Source organism: Amycolatopsis pigmentata, assembly GCF_042684065.1.
Classification (GTDB): Bacteria; Actinomycetota; Actinomycetes; order Mycobacteriales; family Pseudonocardiaceae; genus Amycolatopsis_E; species Amycolatopsis_E pigmentata.
Window position 1 is genome coordinate 1,180,954 of record NZ_JBHUKR010000004.1, and the last position, 15,726, is coordinate 1,196,679.

Annotated in this window: 12 protein-coding genes and 1 pseudogene; 5 read left to right on the forward strand and 8 right to left on the reverse strand. The window is 69.9% G+C overall.

Annotation, left to right across the window (positions count from 1 at the left end; translation table 11 throughout):
- Positions 1–111 precede the first annotated feature (111 nt).
- Positions 112–1,188 (forward strand): ribonucleotide-diphosphate reductase subunit beta, encoded by a 1,077-nt coding sequence (locus ACFSXZ_RS07170; protein ID WP_378262515.1) that lies wholly within the window; start codon positions 112–114, stop codon positions 1,186–1,188.
- 284 nt (positions 1,189–1,472) lie between these two features.
- Entirely contained in the window at positions 1,473–3,326 is a 1,854-nt protein-coding gene (locus ACFSXZ_RS07175; RefSeq protein ID WP_378262517.1) for a diguanylate cyclase domain-containing protein, read from the forward strand.
- 123 nt (positions 3,327–3,449) lie between these two features.
- Here ACFSXZ_RS07175 and ACFSXZ_RS07180 read toward each other — a convergent pair whose 3' ends face one another.
- From ACFSXZ_RS07180 to ACFSXZ_RS07190, 3 genes are all read right to left on the reverse strand, one after another.
- Positions 3,450–4,664 carry an LCP family protein gene (locus tag ACFSXZ_RS07180; RefSeq protein ID WP_378262519.1) on the reverse strand — a complete coding sequence of 405 codons (1,215 nt, stop codon included), beginning with the start codon at positions 4,662–4,664 and terminating at the stop codon, positions 3,450–3,452.
- 333 nt (positions 4,665–4,997) lie between these two features.
- Positions 4,998–5,678 (reverse strand): alpha/beta hydrolase, encoded by a 681-nt coding sequence (locus ACFSXZ_RS07185; protein WP_378262521.1) that lies wholly within the window; start codon positions 5,676–5,678, stop codon positions 4,998–5,000.
- A 67-nt stretch (positions 5,679–5,745) separates the two neighbouring features.
- A complete protein-coding gene (locus tag ACFSXZ_RS07190; protein ID WP_378262523.1) occupies positions 5,746–7,632 on the reverse strand; it encodes an ABC transporter ATP-binding protein in 1,887 nt (628 codons plus the stop codon).
- A gap of 170 nt (positions 7,633–7,802) precedes the next feature.
- Between ACFSXZ_RS07190 and ACFSXZ_RS07195 the strand changes: the two genes are divergently transcribed.
- The gene (locus ACFSXZ_RS07195) at positions 7,803–9,053 is read left to right on the forward strand and encodes a glycosyltransferase 87 family protein (RefSeq protein WP_378262525.1); all 1,251 of its coding nucleotides are present in this window, start codon (positions 7,803–7,805) and stop codon (positions 9,051–9,053) included.
- Here the strand turns inward: ACFSXZ_RS07195 and ACFSXZ_RS07200 are convergent.
- The 3 genes and pseudogenes from ACFSXZ_RS07200 to ACFSXZ_RS07210 form a co-directional block, all read right to left on the reverse strand.
- The gene (locus tag ACFSXZ_RS07200; RefSeq protein ID WP_005437638.1) at positions 9,031–9,240 is read right to left on the reverse strand and encodes a helix-turn-helix domain-containing protein; all 210 of its coding nucleotides are present in this window, start codon (positions 9,238–9,240) and stop codon (positions 9,031–9,033) included. The genes ACFSXZ_RS07195 and ACFSXZ_RS07200 overlap by 23 nt on opposite strands.
- Before the next feature lie 289 nt (positions 9,241–9,529).
- On the reverse strand, positions 9,530–10,504 hold the full coding sequence (locus ACFSXZ_RS07205) for an ABC-F family ATP-binding cassette domain-containing protein (protein WP_378262785.1): 975 nt from the start codon (positions 10,502–10,504) through the stop codon (positions 9,530–9,532).
- A gap of 75 nt (positions 10,505–10,579) precedes the next feature.
- Positions 10,580–11,128 (reverse strand): annotated as a pseudogene (locus ACFSXZ_RS07210) (ATP-binding cassette domain-containing protein); the annotation flags it as partial.
- A 267-nt stretch (positions 11,129–11,395) separates the two neighbouring features.
- Here ACFSXZ_RS07210 and ACFSXZ_RS07215 point away from each other — a divergent pair.
- A complete protein-coding gene (locus ACFSXZ_RS07215) occupies positions 11,396–12,274 on the forward strand; it encodes a cyclase family protein (RefSeq protein ID WP_378262528.1) in 879 nt (292 codons plus the stop codon).
- 37 nt (positions 12,275–12,311) lie between these two features.
- On the opposite strand, the gene ACFSXZ_RS07220 is transcribed toward ACFSXZ_RS07215, so the two are convergent.
- Together ACFSXZ_RS07220 and ACFSXZ_RS07225 are read right to left on the reverse strand one after the other, a co-directional pair.
- Positions 12,312–12,977, reverse strand: a complete 666-nt coding sequence (locus ACFSXZ_RS07220) for an acVLRF1 family peptidyl-tRNA hydrolase (RefSeq protein ID WP_378262530.1) — start codon at positions 12,975–12,977, stop codon at positions 12,312–12,314.
- A complete protein-coding gene (locus ACFSXZ_RS07225) occupies positions 12,974–14,632 on the reverse strand; it encodes a deoxyguanosinetriphosphate triphosphohydrolase family protein (RefSeq protein WP_378262532.1) in 1,659 nt (552 codons plus the stop codon). The genes ACFSXZ_RS07220 and ACFSXZ_RS07225 overlap by 4 nt, the downstream gene beginning before the upstream one ends.
- Before the next feature lie 16 nt (positions 14,633–14,648).
- Between ACFSXZ_RS07225 and ACFSXZ_RS07230 the strand changes: the two genes are divergently transcribed.
- Entirely contained in the window at positions 14,649–15,707 is a 1,059-nt protein-coding gene (locus ACFSXZ_RS07230) for a lycopene cyclase family protein (RefSeq protein WP_378262534.1), read from the forward strand.
- The last annotated feature ends 19 nt before the right edge of the window (positions 15,708–15,726 follow it).

Genomic DNA, 15,726 nt, shown 5'->3' on the forward strand with positions numbered 1-15,726 from the left:
CCGCGAATCGCAAGTTACCTGCGAAAGTGACCGGCCAAACGCGCCTTCCGAAGGTGCGGCGCGTTCACCAATAAGCTCAGTAAATCCTTTGACTTTCCGGAAGGAAAAGCTTTGATCACCAACCCGGACAGCGCGACCGCGACGGGCCTCGGCGAAATCGACCGGCACGGCGCCAGGATCGGCGTCGACGACAAGGCGATGATCAACTCCCGCGCCGACGTCAACCAGCTTCTCCCCCTGAAGTACCAGTGGGCCTGGGAGAAATACCTCGCCGCGTGCACCAACCACTGGATGCCCACGGAGGTCGGCATGCAGGCCGACATCGCGCTGTGGAAGTCGCGCGACGGCCTGACCTCCGACGAGCGGCTGATGCTCAAGCGCAACCTCGGGTTCTTCGCCACCGCGGAGTCGCTGGTCGCCAACAACATCGTGCTCGCGGTCTACCGGCGGATCACCAACCCCGAGTGCCGCCAGTACCTGCTTCGCCAGGCGTTCGAGGAGGCCGTGCACACGCACACCTTCCAGTACATCTGCGAAAGCCTCGGTCTTGTCGAAGGCGAACTGTTCAACATGTACCGCGAGGTGCCGGCCATCGCGGACAAGGACGCGTGGGCACTGAAGTACACGCGGAACCTGGAGGACCCGGAATTCACCACCGGCACGCCGGAAGCCGACCAGAGCTTCCTGCGCGACCTGGTGGCCTTCTACGTGGTCTTCGAGGGCATGTGGTTCTACACCGGCTTCGCGCAGATCCTCTCACTCGGACGGCGCAACAAGATGGTGGGCATCGCCGAGCAGTACCAGTACATCCTGCGCGACGAGTCGATCCACCTGAACTTCGGTATCGACTGCATCAACCAGATCAAGATCGAGAACCCGCACCTGTGGACACCGGAGTTCCGGGCCGAGGTCCGGGCCATGCTCACCGAGGCCTGCGAACTGGAAGTGGCCTACGCCCGCGAAACCATGCCCCGCGGCATGCTCGGGCTGTCGGCGAAACTGTGCGAGCAGTACATGCGCTTCATCACCGACCGCAGGGCGCGCCAGATCGGTCTCGACCCGATCTTCGGCGAAAACGAAAACCCGTTCCCGTGGATGTCGGAGGCGATGGATCTGAAGAAGGAGAAGAACTTCTTCGAAACCCGCGTCATCGAATACCAGACCGGCGGCGCGCTCGACTGGGACTGATCATCCCAGAACCCGGACCGCTTCCCGGCTCGGGCCCGGTCGGTGACATCTTTCACGACCGGTACCCTTTGACAGGCTCCCGTTCAGCGGGTCGCGCCGGGAAGCGGTCATCAGGGTTTTCACCAAGCGTGATCACATCTACACTGTTGATCACTCGTTCAGCCGGTGACGATGGCGGCGATACGGGCGTGGCACGACTCCGGAGCTTTCCCGGCCCGGGGTGGGTCGGGCGGGCCCCCACGGAGGGCTTGTTCTGGTGGGACACAGGGGCATGGAGGGTGAGGGTGACCGAACCTGGTGAGGCGCCAGGTGTGGCTGAGGTCGTCCGCCGATGGGTGGGGAGATTGGCCCATACGGAGGGCATAGGGCTTTCGCCGGACCGGCTGGAAGAGCTTCTGACCGAGGTGACGGGCGAGGCGCTCGCCGCGACCGAGGCCGCCCGGGAGGCCGCGGCCCGCCGCTTCAACACGCTCTACTCCGCCGCGCCGATCGGTGTCGCCCTGGCCGACGTGAACTGTGAAATCGTCGAGGTCAATGCCGAAATGACCCGGTTCCTCGGCCGCCGCGCCGAAGAACTGCAGGGCATGGCACTGGCCGACCTCGCCTACAGCGATCACGACGCCGAAACCATCCTGTCCGGCCTGGAAGACCTCACCGAGACCGAGGCCGAACACGTCCGCCAGCGGGTCCAGCTCACGCACGCCGACGACGCGGCGGTGTGGGCCGACATCACGCTCACCTACCTGCCCAGCGACCGGCCGAACGTGGCCTATCCGGTCATGATGGCGATGGACTCCAACGAGGTCCACGCGCTGCAGGAGACTTTGCGGCACCAAAGCGTGCACGACTCGCTCACCGGTCTGTCCAACGCCTCCCGCTTCAAGACGTTGCTGGAAGGCGCGCTCAGCCCGAGTGCCCGCGGCCAGGTCGCGTTGATCTACTTCGACCTCGACGGCTTCCGGGTGATCAACGACGGTCTCGGCGCCGGCGTGGGCGACAAGGTCCTGCGCGGCGTGGCCGCCAAGCTCCGGGACGCCTTCACCGAGCACAAGGCGCTGGTGGCGCGGTTGTCCGGGGACGGATTCGCGGTCCTGCTGCGAGGACAGCTGTCCGCCGCCGAGGTGATCGGCATGGTCGAGGAGGCGATGGTCGAACTCGCCGAGCCGATCTATATGAAGGATCAGGGCGTGGGTGTCAGCGCCAGCGCCGGCATAGTGGTACGGAACGTGGCCGAAGCGACGGCCGAGGACCTTCAGCGCGGGGCCGAACTCGCCCTGCACCGCGCCAAGGAAGCCGGCCGGGGCCAGTGGATGCTGTTCGACTCGGAGCTCGACAGGGTCGACCGCGCCCGGTACCGGCTGGGCGCGGAGATCGCCGGGGCGCTGGAGAACGGCCAGTTCGTGATGACCTACTACCCGACGGTCTCCCTCGCCGACCCGGAAGAGATCACCGCCATCTCGGCCGGCCTGCGCTGGCACCATCCGGAACAGGGCGAACTCGATCCCGCCCAGTTCTATCCGCTCGCCGAGACCACCGGCATGGTCGCGGCGCTGGGCCGGTGGCTCATCGGCGAAACGCTGGCCATGAGCGCCCGGCTGCGGGAACGCTACGGCGACGACGCGCCCGAGCTGTGCATCCGGCTGCCGAAGCGGCTGGTGATGGAGCCCGAGCTGGTGAAGATGATCCGGGAGAACCTGGACCGCAACAACGTGCCGGCGAACGCGTTGCGCGTGTGCACCAGGGCCGCCATCGCGGTCGATCGTGACGGCGAGGTCAGGGACTCGCTCCCGGTGCTGGCCGACCTCGGCGTGAAACTGGTGCTCATCGTGCACAACTCGGCCGATCTCGAGCTCATTCCACGGCATGGTCTCGACGTGCGGTACGTGATGCTCGGCGGCCCGGTGGTCGACGCGTTCGCGCTCGGTGAGCCCGAGCCGGCGGCGGTGCGCCATCTGGAATACCTGCTCGGCCGCGCCACCGAACTCGACCTGCGCGTCGGGGCGGAAGGCGTGTATTCGGCCGAACATGCCGAGCGGCTCAGCAAGTTCGGCGTGCTCGTCGGCCGCGGTCCGTTCGTGCCGTTTACCGACGAGGACGGCATCGACGAACTGATCGGCGGCGGGGACAGCGCGCAATAAGCCGCCCCGCAGGCAGACCTTCGTCATCGATACCGAAGCGCGGATGGCCGTGGGCGCGGGACAGAGCACTCACTGTCCCGCGCCCACGGCCGGCTGAAATCCCGCGACCGCCCGGAGGGCCGTTTAGTTGAAGATCGCGCTCTGCGGGATCTCCGTGTCGTGCTTCAGGGCGTCGAAGAGTTGACCTGACTTGGTCTTGTCCCAGTTCTCCGCCGAACCCGAGGTGACCGGGACGGTGGTGGTGACCACGCCACCGGACGAGATACCGCGCAGTGCCCACCCGAGACCGAGCAGGTTCTGCAGGTGATCGCCCGAGTCGATGGTCAGCGCCTCCGGCGCCGAGGACAGCAACGGGAAGAAGTCGAACGGGTTGAGCAGCGTGCCCGGGCTGGCGATCTGGCTCGCCAGCGCGCCCATGAACTTGCGCTGGTTCTCGACGCGGTCGAGGTCGGACCGCGGCGTGGCGTCACTGTGCCGCATGCGCACGAAGCCGAGCGCGTGCGCGCCGTCGAGTTTCTGGCAGCCCGCCGGGATCGAGACGTTGGTCATGTCGTCGTGCATCGCCTTGTCGATGCACATGTCCACACCACCGATCGCGTCCACGATGTTGGCGAACCCACCGAAGCCGATTTCGGCGTAGTGGTCGATGTGCAGCCCCGTGGCGCCTTCCACGGTCTGCACCAGCAACGGCGCGCCACCGAACGAGAAGGCGGCGTTGATCTTGTTCCTGCCGTGCCCCGGGATCGACACCTGGGAGTCACGCGGGAGGCTGAGCAGCGTCGGCTTGGTGCTGTTGTCCGGCAGGTGCGCGATCATGATCGTGTCGGTGCGCTTGCCGCCTCCCGCCGCCTCGACGTCACCGGTCGCCAGCTTCTTTTCCTGCTCCGGGGTAAGCCCGTCCCGGCTGTCCGACCCGACGATCAGCCAGTTGGTTCCCGACGCCGCCGCCGGGCGGTTCGACAGGTTCGCGAAGGCTTCCGTCCGGTTGATGGAGGTGTCGAGGTAGATCCACACCCCGGCGAGGAAGACGACGAACAGGACCACCAGCGTCAGCAGGATCTTGCCGGGCCCGAAGCGGCGGCGCCTGCGCGGCGGGCGCGGCCCGGACGAACGGGGTGGCTCCCGGTCGTAGGGATCCGGCTCATAGGCCGGCTCCGCCGAGGGCATCGGCATGGCGCGGGTCGCGGGCGGCCCTGACGGAGGACGCCCACGGCCCGGATAACCCCCCGCGTCACGGCCCGGCACCGGCATGGCCTGGGCCGACTGGTGCTGCCTCGGCCCTCTGGGCTGCCGACGGCCTTGCCCCGGATATCCACCGTAGTCACCGCCGTAGCTCATCGTGCCCTCACCCAACTCCCGCGGTCGAGACCTTGTCTGCCCAGTGAACCGTAGTGCCCGTCAAAAAAGACGTATGGTCCGCCCGAGGGTTGCTAAGGGGGTCTGGGGGCTTGCCCCCAGCGAGGGGTGTGGGGGGCCGTACCCCCCCCCACTAAGTGCCGGAAAGTCACAGTGCTTCCTCCGCAGGCTTGCGCGCCCCCGCGATCGTGTCGACAGGGCGCTCCTTCTCTGCCCACGGCACGTCCGGTGGACGGGCGCCCTGCCGCCCCAATAGCGGACAACAAGGGCGCGCGCTGTGGTCACCTCTACTGCCGCGAGTCGACACAAGAGGTGTCACAAGGGAAGGCGGAGCCTCCGGCCGGGGTCTGTTTCCCACGCCGTCGCCGCCTCGATCCCGGCGGCGTCAAGGGTGAAGCTCCGCACGATCCGGTTCCACACGCCCGGCCTGCGGAGCATCGCGTGGCCCTCCCCCATGACCTCGAAGCGGACGACCCTGGCGCCTTCGTACCCGGCGCGCCGGGCGTAGGTGTAGGACTCGGCCGGGCGGGTGATCCGGTCCCAGACACCGTGCGCGATGACCACGTCACGCCCGCGCACCGGTTCGACGGGCTCGGCGTCGGGAGTCCACGGCGCGAGCGCGCACACCGCCGTCACCGCGGGATCATCGGCGACCCGGAGCGCCACGCGGCCGCCCATGGAATGCCCGACGAGCAGGACCGGGACGCCGGGGCGCTCCTTGGTCACCCGCTCCAGCGCCCACCGCGCGTCCGCGACCGGATGCAGTTCGGGCTCGTTCCAGCCACGGACGCGGTTGCGCAGCAGCCGGACCTCCACCCCGTGCCAGGCGGTGGCCCGGTGGACCGCACGGGCCATGGGCAGCATGCGCAGATACGCCGGCCCCCACGGGCGCACCCGCCCGAGCCCCGTCTCGGCACCGCCGTGCAGCACCAGCACGACAGCCCGGACCGGCCCACGGGACGGCAGGATCGACATCAGCGGATCGCCGGCGTCCATCACAGCGTGCCCACGGGTGCGGCCCCTCCTCATGAAGTCGGCTCGGCTCACACCCGTAACCAACGTTTCACGCGGCGAATTCTTCCGGGTCGGGCGAGACGGGCCCGTCCGCGAACTGAGTGTGGTACAGCTCGGCGTAGCGGCCTCCGGCGGCGAGCAGTTCGTCGTGCGTGCCGCGTTCGACGATCCGGCCCGCCTCGACGACCAGGATCACGTCGGCGGCACGGACGGTCGACAGCCGGTGCGCGATGACCAGCGCGGTGCGTCCGGCAAGGGCGTGCGACAGCGCCTCGCCGACGGCCACCTCGGACTCCGAGTCCAGATGCGCGGTGGCTTCGTCGAGCACGATCACCTTCGGCTGCGCGAGCAGGAGCCTGGCGATGGTCAGGCGCTGGCGTTCGCCACCGGAGAGCCGGTAACCGCGCTCCCCCACCACGGTGTCCAGGCCGTCCGGCAGCGAAGCCACCAGGTCGGCCAGCCGCGCCCGCTCGAGCGCGTCGCGAAGCTCCTCGTCCCCCGCGCCCGGCCGCGCATAGGTGAGGTTCGCCCGGATCGTGTCGTGGAAGAGATGGCCGTCCTGCGTCACCACCCCGACGGTGTCCCGGATCGTCGCGAAATCCAGGTCGCGTACGTCCACATCGGACAGACGGATCGCCCCGGAGTCGACGTCGTAGAGCCGCGGCAGCAACGAGGCGATCGTCGACTTTCCCGCGCCCGACGATCCGACCAGCGCGACCATCTGACCGGCTTCGGCGCGGAAACTGATTCCGTGCAGGACCTCCTCGCCCCCGCGTCCATCCAATATGGACACTTCTTCGAGTGAGGCGAGCGAGTACGACTCAGGCGCGGGATAGCCGAACCGCACGTCGTCGAACTCGACCGACACCCCGCCGGGCGGGAGCGCCCTGGCGTCCGGCCGCTCCTTGATCATCGGCTCGAGATCGAGCACCTCGAAGACGCGCTCGAAGGACACCAGCGCGGTCATCACGTCGACCCGCACGTTGGCCAAAGCGGTCAACGGGCTGTAGAGGCGGGTGAGCAGCAGCGCCAGCGCGACCACCGTTCCCGGCGCGAGCTTGCCCTGAATGGCCAGCCAGCCGCCCAACCCGTAGACCAGGGCCTGCGCCAGCGCCGACACCAGGGTCAGGCTGGTCATGAACCAGCGGGTGAGCATCGCCGTCCGCACCCCGATGTCACGGACCCGGCCCGCCCGCTGCCCGAACTCCTCGGCCTCCTGCAGGGGCCTGCCGAACAGCTTGACCAGGGTGGCCCCGGGCGCGGAGAACCGTTCGGTCATCTGCGTGGTCATCCCGGCGTTGAGCTGCGCCGCCTCCCGCTGCAGCGCGGCCATCCGGCGGCCCAGGCGCCGCGCCGGCAGCACGAAGATCGGCAGCAGCACCAGCGCGACCACCGTCACCTGCCACGACAGCGTCACCATCACCACGAGCGAGAGCACGAGCTGGATGACGTTGGTGACCAGCCCGGACAGCGTCGCGGTGAACGTCCGCTGCGCGCCGATCACGTCGTTGTTCAGCCTGCTGACCAGCGCGCCGGTCCTGGTGCGGGTGAAGAAGGCGATCGGCATCCGCTGCACGTGCTCGAAGACCGCGCGGCGCAGGTCCAGGATCAGGCCCTCACCGATCCGCGACGACTGCCAGCGCTCGACGAGACCGAGCCCGGCGTCCGCGACCGCGAGGCCGGCCACCGCGAGCGCCAGGCCGATCACCACGCCGGCCTGGTGACCGCCCACGATCCGGTCCACCACCTTGCCCGCGAGCACCGGCGTGGTCACCGCGATCACCGCGGAGACCACCGTCAGCACCAGGAACACGGCCAGGCTGCGCCAGTAAGGCCGGGCGAAGCGGGCCACGCGCCGGACCGTGCCCGGAGCCAGCCCCCTGGGCGTGTCCGCGCGGCGCATCGCCGAGCTCATCAGCATCCAAGCGTTGTCCACGTTTTCCTCCCGATCGCCCCGGCCCGGCGCGAAGCTCCACATTACTCGAGGTTTTACCCCGGCCACCCGGAGCAACACGACCACCGCGCGGAATGTTCCCCGAAGCCGGAGTGACGGTACCGCCACGGCGCCCGGCGGCGGCGGTACGCGTGCCGGTAATCTTGCCGCTCATGGGATCGCGGGCAGGCACGGCCGAACGCACCCGCACGATTTCACCCCTGGCGGGAGATCTCGTCTTCTACCTGGGCTGCCTGGCTTACGCGGTCGCGACCGCCGTGGGGTCGGAGTTCTACGGGTTCCGGATCTGGGGTGAATGGGCCGCCGTCGGCTACGGGCTGGCCGCGGTGTGCACGTGCCTGCTGTTCGTCCGCCGCCGGTCACGCTGGACGAGTCTGGCCGCGATCGGCGTGTTCGCCATGGTGGTCCCCCTTGCCGTGCTGGTCGTCCGGCGCCTGACCGGTGTCGACTGGCTGATCACGCCGTTCTCGTGGAGCGCCCAGCCCGAGGTGTGGGTGATCGAGCGTTCGGCGCGGTTGCTGCTGGCGCACGGCACGCCCTATGTCGACGTCACCGCGCTCGGCCGCGCGCCCGAGGTCAACGACTACACGCCGTACGGCCCGGTGATGACCGTCTTCGGGCTTCCGCGCGCCCTCTTCGGTGGCACACCGGTGACGGACGCGCTGACCGACGCGCGGCTGATGTTCGCGCTGACCGCTGTGGCCTGCGTGTGGTTCACCCTCAAACTGCTCGGCTTCCCCCCGGTTCCGGTACGGGCCGGGCAGGTCGCGCTCGCCTGCCCGCTCACGGCCCTCACCTGGGCGGTGGCCGGACCCGACCTGGCCATCCTCGGCCTGCTGCTGGTGGCCGGGGCGCTGGCCGCCCGCGATCGCCCCCTCGCTTCCGCGATCGTGCTCGCGCTGGCGGTGAACGCCAAGCTCATCGTGCTGCCGGCGGTGGTCGTGCTGGCGATGCTCGTCCTGACCCGGCTGGGCAAGCGCGCGGCCGGTCTCTTCCTGGCCACCGGACTGGCCGCGACCGCCGTCGTCACCGTTCCCGTGCTGCTGGCCGGACCGCGCGCGTTCGTGGAGCACGTGCTGCTTTTCCCGGCCGGACTCGGCACGGTGACCTCGCCGGCGGCGAGCCCGTTACCCGGACACCTGATCGCCTCGGCCGGGACGGCCGGGCGAGTGACCGCCTTCGTCCTGCTCGGCGCCGCCGCGGCCGCGATCGTGCTGTGGCTGGCCCGCCGCCCGCCGGTGACGGGAGCGGATGCGATGCTGCGCATCGCCGTCGCACTGGGAGCGTTCACACTCCTGACGCCGGCCACCCGGTTCGGATATCTCGTCTACCCGCTCGTGCTGATCGGTGCGACGTTGTGCTTCGGCGGTACGGGGAAGTTCACTTCTTCTTCACGCGAGTAGCGCCGCCACGCCCGCGCAACTGAACGCCCGATTCCGAAAGGACCCGGTGCACGAAACCGTACGAGCGTCCGGTGGACTCCGCCAAGGCTCGAATACTGGCGCCCTTCTCGTATTTCTTCTTCAGGTCAGCGGCCAGCTTGTCGCGCGTGTTACCGGTGATCCGCGCGCCCTTCTTCAGGTCAGCCACGTCGATCCGCCTTCCTCCAGACAGTGTTCACCCGAGCCGGTACGGCTCCCATCAGGCAATGATCGAACACCCGGGCCCGGAATGCCAGACGGCGAGGCAAATTACTGCCCCGCCGCCATGATATTGGGCCATTCCGGTGTGGTTGCCTACAACAACTAACGAAAAAGGAGGTTTAGTTGTCTTGTTGCCAGTTTGCGAAGCCCGCGAAGCCGTCGCCAGACCGTCACTGTTTTCCTCGGCGACGAGGGCACTGTGGTCACGCCGGCGGCCGCGAGCCGCGGCAAGGACGTCACGCCAGCTGGACGAGTTCGAGATAATCCGGTGACCAATGGTCCTCGGTTCCGTCCGGCAGCAGGATGACCCGCTCCGGTTCGAGTGCCTCCACCGCGCCGGGGTCGTGCGTCACCAGCACCACGGCCCCCGCGTAACTGCGCAACGCGTCGAGCACCTGCGCCCTGCTGGCCGGGTCGAGGTTGTTGGTCGGCTCGTCCAGCAGCAGCAGGTTGGCCGCGCTGGAGACCAGGCCGGCCAGCGCGAGCCGCGTCTTCTCCCCGCCTGAGAGCGTTCCCGCGGGCTGGTCGAGCTGCTCCCCGGTGAACAGGAACGACCCCAGCAGGTTCCGCAGTTCCTGCGCGCCGGTGTCCGGAGCCAGGTGACGGATGTTCTCCCACACGCTCGCGTCGTGGTCCAGCGTTTCGTGTTCCTGCGCGTAGTAGCCGACGCGGAGCCCGTGCCCGGCCACCACTTCACCGGTGTCCGGGGTCTCCATCCGCCCGAGCAGGCGCAGCAGCGTGGTCTTGCCCGCGCCGTTGAGCCCGAGCACGACGACCTTGGACCCACGATCGATCGCCAGGTCCACCCCGGTGAAGATCTCCAGTGAACCGTACGTTTTGGACAGTCCGGTCGCGGTCAGCGGCGTCCGCCCGCACGGAGCGGGTTCCGGGAACTTGATCTTCGCGACCCGGTCCGCCCGCCGGGTCTCGTCGAGACCGGCCAGCATCTGCTCGGCGCGCCGGGCCATGTTCTTCGCGGCGACGGCCTTGGTCGCCTTGGCGCCGAGCTTCGCCGCCTGCTGCTGGAGCGCCGAGGCCTTCTTCTCGGCGTTCGCCCGTTCCCGGCGGCGGCGTTTCTCGTCCGTCGCGCGGGCTTCGAGGTAGCGCTTCCAGCTCATGTTGTAGGGATCGAGTTCGGCACGCGTCGCGTCGAGGAACCACACCTTGTTGACCACTTCGGCCAGCAGTTCGACATCGTGACTGATCACCACGAGGCCGCCGTCGTGCGCCTTGAGGAAACCGCGCAGCCAGGTGATCGAGTCCGCGTCGAGGTGGTTGGTGGGCTCGTCGAGCAGCAGGATCGTGTCCGAGCGGCCGGCGGCGCCCACGTCGGAAGCGGCGAAGAGGATCCGCGCCAGTTCGACCCGGCGCCGCTGGCCACCGGACAATGTGCCCAACGGCTGATCCAGAATCCGCTCGGCCAAGCCGAGGTTGGCGCAGATACGGGCGGCCTCGCTCTCCGCGGCGTACCCGCCGAGCGCGGCGAACCGCTCCTCCAGGCGCCCGTACCGGCGAATCGCGCGATCCCGCGCCGTGTCGTCGGCCATCTCCGACATTTCGGTCTGGGCCTTTTCCATTTCGCGCAGCAAGGTGTCCAGCCCGCGGGCCGAAAGCACCCGGTCCTTGGCGGTGACGGACAGGTCGCCCTCGCGCGGATCCTGAGGCAGGTAGCCGAGTTCACCGGAGCGGCGTACCTCCCCGGCGTAGGGCAAGCCCTCTTCGGCGAGCACCTTGAGCGTGGTGGTCTTGCCCGCGCCGTTGCGGCCGACCAGGCCGATGCGGTCGCCCGGCTGGACGCGAAGGGTGGTGCCGGCAAGCAGGATGCGCGACCCGGCGCGCAGTTCGAGGCCGGTGGCCGTAATCAAGAAAGACTCCCGTCAGGGGTGTGGACGTGACGAAGGACCGCTCGACGATCGGGATCGGAGCTACTCCAGCTGAATATCCACGCTTCGAGTGTACGGACCGGAGTCCACCGGGTTTCCGGCGCCGCTGGATTCACCGGTTTCCTGAGTAAGCTTCCGGTGTCGCCGTGTCACCGTGGCCCACGGCACACCCGGCCGCGCTGGTGGCCGGTGCGGGGTAGGGCGAACAGGGAGAGATTCGTGAGCGAAGTCGCCGATCTGCCGACCAACTGGGGGCGCTGGGGCGAGCACGACGAGCGGGGCACGTTGAACCTGATCACCGCCGAGGTGCGGGCCCAGGCGGTCGCCGAGGCACGGACCGGACGGACGGTCTCGATCTCGCGGCCCATGCCGACGTCACCGATCGCCGCCGGGCCCTTCGCGCACCCGGGCGCGGACTCGATCGGGGCGATGCAGGCGGTGCTGTTCACCGGCGCGTCCCCGCGCGGCACAGCCGAACTGATCATGATGGTGCCGCACCACCCCGAGGTGACACACCTCGACTCCCTGGTGCACCAGGTCGTGGACGGCCAGGTGTATCCCGGGATCGCGTTCGAGGAGGTCGTCACTCCGGCCGGCTACCGGCACGGATCCACCGCGGTGTTCGCCGACGGCATCCTCACCCGTGGCGTCCTCGTCGATCTGGCGGCCGACGGGCCGCTGCCGGAGGGCCACGGGGTGACCGGCGCCGACCTCGAGAAAGCGTGCGCGCGGGCCGGGGTCGAGATGCGCAGCGGCGACGCGCTGGTCCTGCGCGGTGGCTGGAACTATGCGGCTAGCCGTGACCGGCGTATCCCGGGATTGACCCTCGACGCGGTCACCTGGATGCACCAACACGATGTGGCCATCTACGCCGGCGATATCGGCGACGGGCGGCCGCCCGTCGATCCTCGCGTCCCCGGCCCCTTGCATCGCGTAGCCCTCGCCCGCCTGGGCATGCCCCTGATCGACGTCGCCGATCCCACCGAACTGGCGGCCGCCTGCGCCGAGGAAGGGCGCTCCACCTTCCTGTTCGTCGCCGCGCCGCCACGGCTCGGCACGGCGAGTGGCGTACCGGTCAACCCGCTCGCCATCTTCTGAGGCCTTGTCGATGCCGGTGCCCCGCTGATCCTTGTGGTCACCGGGGTCCCGGATCGCGGACCAGGATCTCGACCGCGCGGGCCCGTTCCGCCGCCTCGTCGAGCAGCGAGCGGCGTGGCTCGCCGAGTTCGAGGACTCGCGGCACCGCGAGCGCGAACACCCCGGCCAGCGCGTCGTCCGCGCGCAACTCGTCGAGGGCTCTCCGGTCGCCGCCCAGCACGACCGCGTCGAGTTCCCCCAGCCGCGGGCCCAGCACCTCCAGCACGTCCTCGGCCGTGGCGCGCAGCGCCTGGCGGGCCTGTCCCTCCCGCCTGCGCGCGAACCGCTGCTGCGACCAGCCACCGGCCGCGGAACGGCCGTGCACCCGGTGCCGGTCCGTACGGGACACGACCACCTTGCCGCCCTCCGCGACGCCCACGCTGTGCGCGCCGAGGCGCACCAGCAGCAGGCCGATCCGGCGCTCTCGCCGGGCGTGCACACCGAGGCGCACGGTGGGCGGCCCGGTCCCCGACAGGGGCGGGAAGGGCACCGCCGCGGTCGCGACGGTGCCGTTGCGGCCGGTCACCACGACCTGGTCGGGCGTGGCTTCGGTCGAGGAGATGCCGTCATTGCGCTGGGCGAAGCGGTCGAACCAGCCGGCCAGCCGTGCCGGGGACACCTCGACCAGCCGTCCGCCACCGGCGGCCTCCCGGACGCGGCTCACAGCACGAACGAATCGGACCACGGCTGCGAGGATCGCCCCGAGAGCGCGTCGAGCAGCGTCACCGCCTGCTTGTCCGTGAGCGAGGCGACGAAGTCGACCACCGCCCGGCCTCTGGCCAGCCCCCGCACGGCGTCGGCGCCGGTGACCGGTTCGCCGGTGGCGCCGACGAGCAGTTCGGGCGCCCGCGCGGCCAGGTCGCCGAACTCCGCGTGCGCCAGTTCGACGAGATCGTGCAATCGCCGCGGCAGCCGCGACACCTCGTCCCGGTCGCCCAGCCAGGCGTCCAGCGCGTCCACCAGCGCGGTGATCAAGCCGGCCTGGCCGCGCTGGTGCAGTGCCAGTTCCGGGCGCAGCAGCACGAACTGCCGGTGCACGAACTTGAGCACCTGGACCTCGTGCCACTGCGCGGGCCGCAGGGTCACGTGCCCGGACCGTGTCGTCGGGGACGGCAGCACCACCACGCCCTCGACCAACCGTGACGTCCAGCGGGCGGAGAACGCCGCGATGGCCTGTTCGGCCTCGACCGAGCCGTCGAAGGCGGCCGCCAGCAGGCCATCGGCCAGTTCGCGGCGGACCCGCGCCACGGCGGCGGTGAAGGCCTCGTCGTCGACGATCCACGAGTCCTTCGCGTGCATGCGCCGGCGGAGGAGTTCCAGCGAACGGCCCGGCCGCCGGGCTTGTGCCGTGAGCGTCGCGTCGTCGAGCCCGGCCAGTTCCAGCGCCTGCGAAAGCCACTCCCCCAGCTCCGTGGCGACCGGGGCGTGCTGCAGCACACCGATCCGGTGGAAATCCTGGAGATCATGGATCGCGTAGGCGATGTCGTCCGCGGTGTCCATCACCGATGCCTCGACGGTCTGCTGCCAGGGCTCGATCAGCCCCGCGAAGGGGCTCCTCGCCTGCTCGACGTCGTCGAGTTCGGTGCTGTAGGCGGAAAACTTGCCCGACCCGGTCCCCTGCGCGTCGGCGGGTTCGGCGGCGCCCCGGGGCGGCACGCGCAGAGTCGCCGGGTGCGGGTGGGGCCGGTGCAGGCGGGCCCACGGATACTTCAGCACCGCCGCCCGGACCGCGGCCGTGAGATCGAGTCCCACCCTGGAGGGCCCGCGCACGTCGGTGGTGGTGAGGATCCGGAACGTCTGGGCATTGCCCTCGAACCCGTCGGCGAGCCCGAACCGGTGCCGCGCGACCCGGTCCAGCACCTGCTCGCCGAGGTGCCCGAACGGCGGGTGCCCGAGGTCGTGCGCGAGCGCCGCCGCCTCGGCGACATCGGCGTCGAGGCCGCCGAGCTTGCCGATCAGCTCGGCGGAATCGACCCCCGCCAGCAGCCGTTCGGCGATCGCCCTGGCCACCTGCGCGACCTTGAGGCTGTGCGTGAGCCGGTTGTGCAGCAGGCCCGACCCGGCGGCGCTGACGACCTGCGTGACCCCGCCGAGGCGGGCGAAGAAGGGCGATCCCACGATGCGGTCACGGTCGGCGCGGAACGGATTGGACACCAGGTCCGGCCAGGCCGCCTCGGCCCCGGTACCGATGCGACCGAAAGAAGGCGGATACAGTCCGCAGCCGACCTGCGTGGAGGCATCCGTTTCCGCCGTGACTGCCGTCGCATCGGTACCGAACGGCACCGTGTCCCGGCGCGCCGCGCGAAGATCGCTTTGCATGCGTACAACCGTATCCGTGAGGGACGTTCTGGTCGCGGGTGCCGGTCCGGCGGGGTGGGCGCTCGCCTCGGCGTGCGCGAGGCTGGGGTTGCGCACCGCCCTGGTGGCCCCAGCACCGCGAGAACGCTGGCCTGCGACGTACGGGGTGTGGCGGGACGAGCTGCCGGATTTACCCGGTTACGCGATCGCGGCCGCGCCCGCCGCGACGCTGGCGGTCGGTACCTCCGGGCACCGGCTGGACCGTGAATATCTCATCCTCGACAACGACGGGTTGCGCCGGCACCTCACGCATCCCGCTGTCGAGGTGCTCACGGGCCGGGCCGAGGGGCTCCAGGCGCGTGTGGTCGTGAACGCGACCGGCGCCCGGGCAAGACCGGGCGGCGCCGAACAGACCGCCTACGGGCTGGTGCTGCCCGCTGAAGACGCGGCACCGCTGGTGCCCGCGAACACCGCCCTGCTCATGGACTGGTCGCACCCGGTACGAGATCCCAGTTTCCTCTACGCCGTGCCCCGGAGTGACGGCGTACTCGTCGAGGAGACCTCGCTGGCCCGCGCGCCGGGATTGCCGCCGGACATTCTCGCCGCGCGCCTGCGGCATCGTCTGTCGGCCGCGGGGATCCGGATTCCGGCATCGCCACGCGAAGAACTGGTCCGCATCCCGCTGGACGCACCGCGCGCTCCGGCTCCGGCCTTCGGGGCCGCGGCCGGCCTGATCCACCCCGCCACCGGCTACAGCCTGGCCACCTCGCTCCGGTTGGCGCCTCCGGTCGCGCGGGCTCTCCACGAGGGGCTGCGCGACGGGCCTGCCGAGGCGATTCGCGCGGCGAGCCACGAGATCTGGCCGCCCGCCGCGCGGGCCGTGCACCGCCTTCGCCTTCACGGTTTCCGCGCGCTGCTGACGATGTCACCCCAGACGACCGCCGAATTCTTCGAGCTGTTCTTCCGGTTGCCCGCCGAACTCCAGCGCGCGATGACATCGGGGCGGACGGACCTCGCCGGCACGGTCGCCGCGATGACGGAGTTGTTCCGCGAAGCGCCGTGGCGAGTACGCATCGCGCTCATGGCGCTTGGGTGACACCGGGCGAATTTCGATG

Excerpts from the sequence above, each read along its gene's own strand:
- ACFSXZ_RS07180 (WP_378262519.1), bottom strand. The coding sequence starts at position 4,664 with ATGAGCTACGGCGGTGACTACGGTGGATATCCGGGGCAAGGCCGTCGG.
- ACFSXZ_RS07185 (WP_378262521.1), bottom strand. The coding sequence starts at position 5,678 with ATGGACGCCGGCGATCCGCTGATGTCGATCCTGCCGTCCCGTGGGCCG.
- ACFSXZ_RS07195 (WP_378262525.1), top strand. The coding sequence starts at position 7,803 with ATGGGATCGCGGGCAGGCACGGCCGAACGCACCCGCACGATTTCACCC.
- ACFSXZ_RS07225 (WP_378262532.1), bottom strand. The coding sequence starts at position 14,632 with ATGCAAAGCGATCTTCGCGCGGCGCGCCGGGACACGGTGCCGTTCGGT.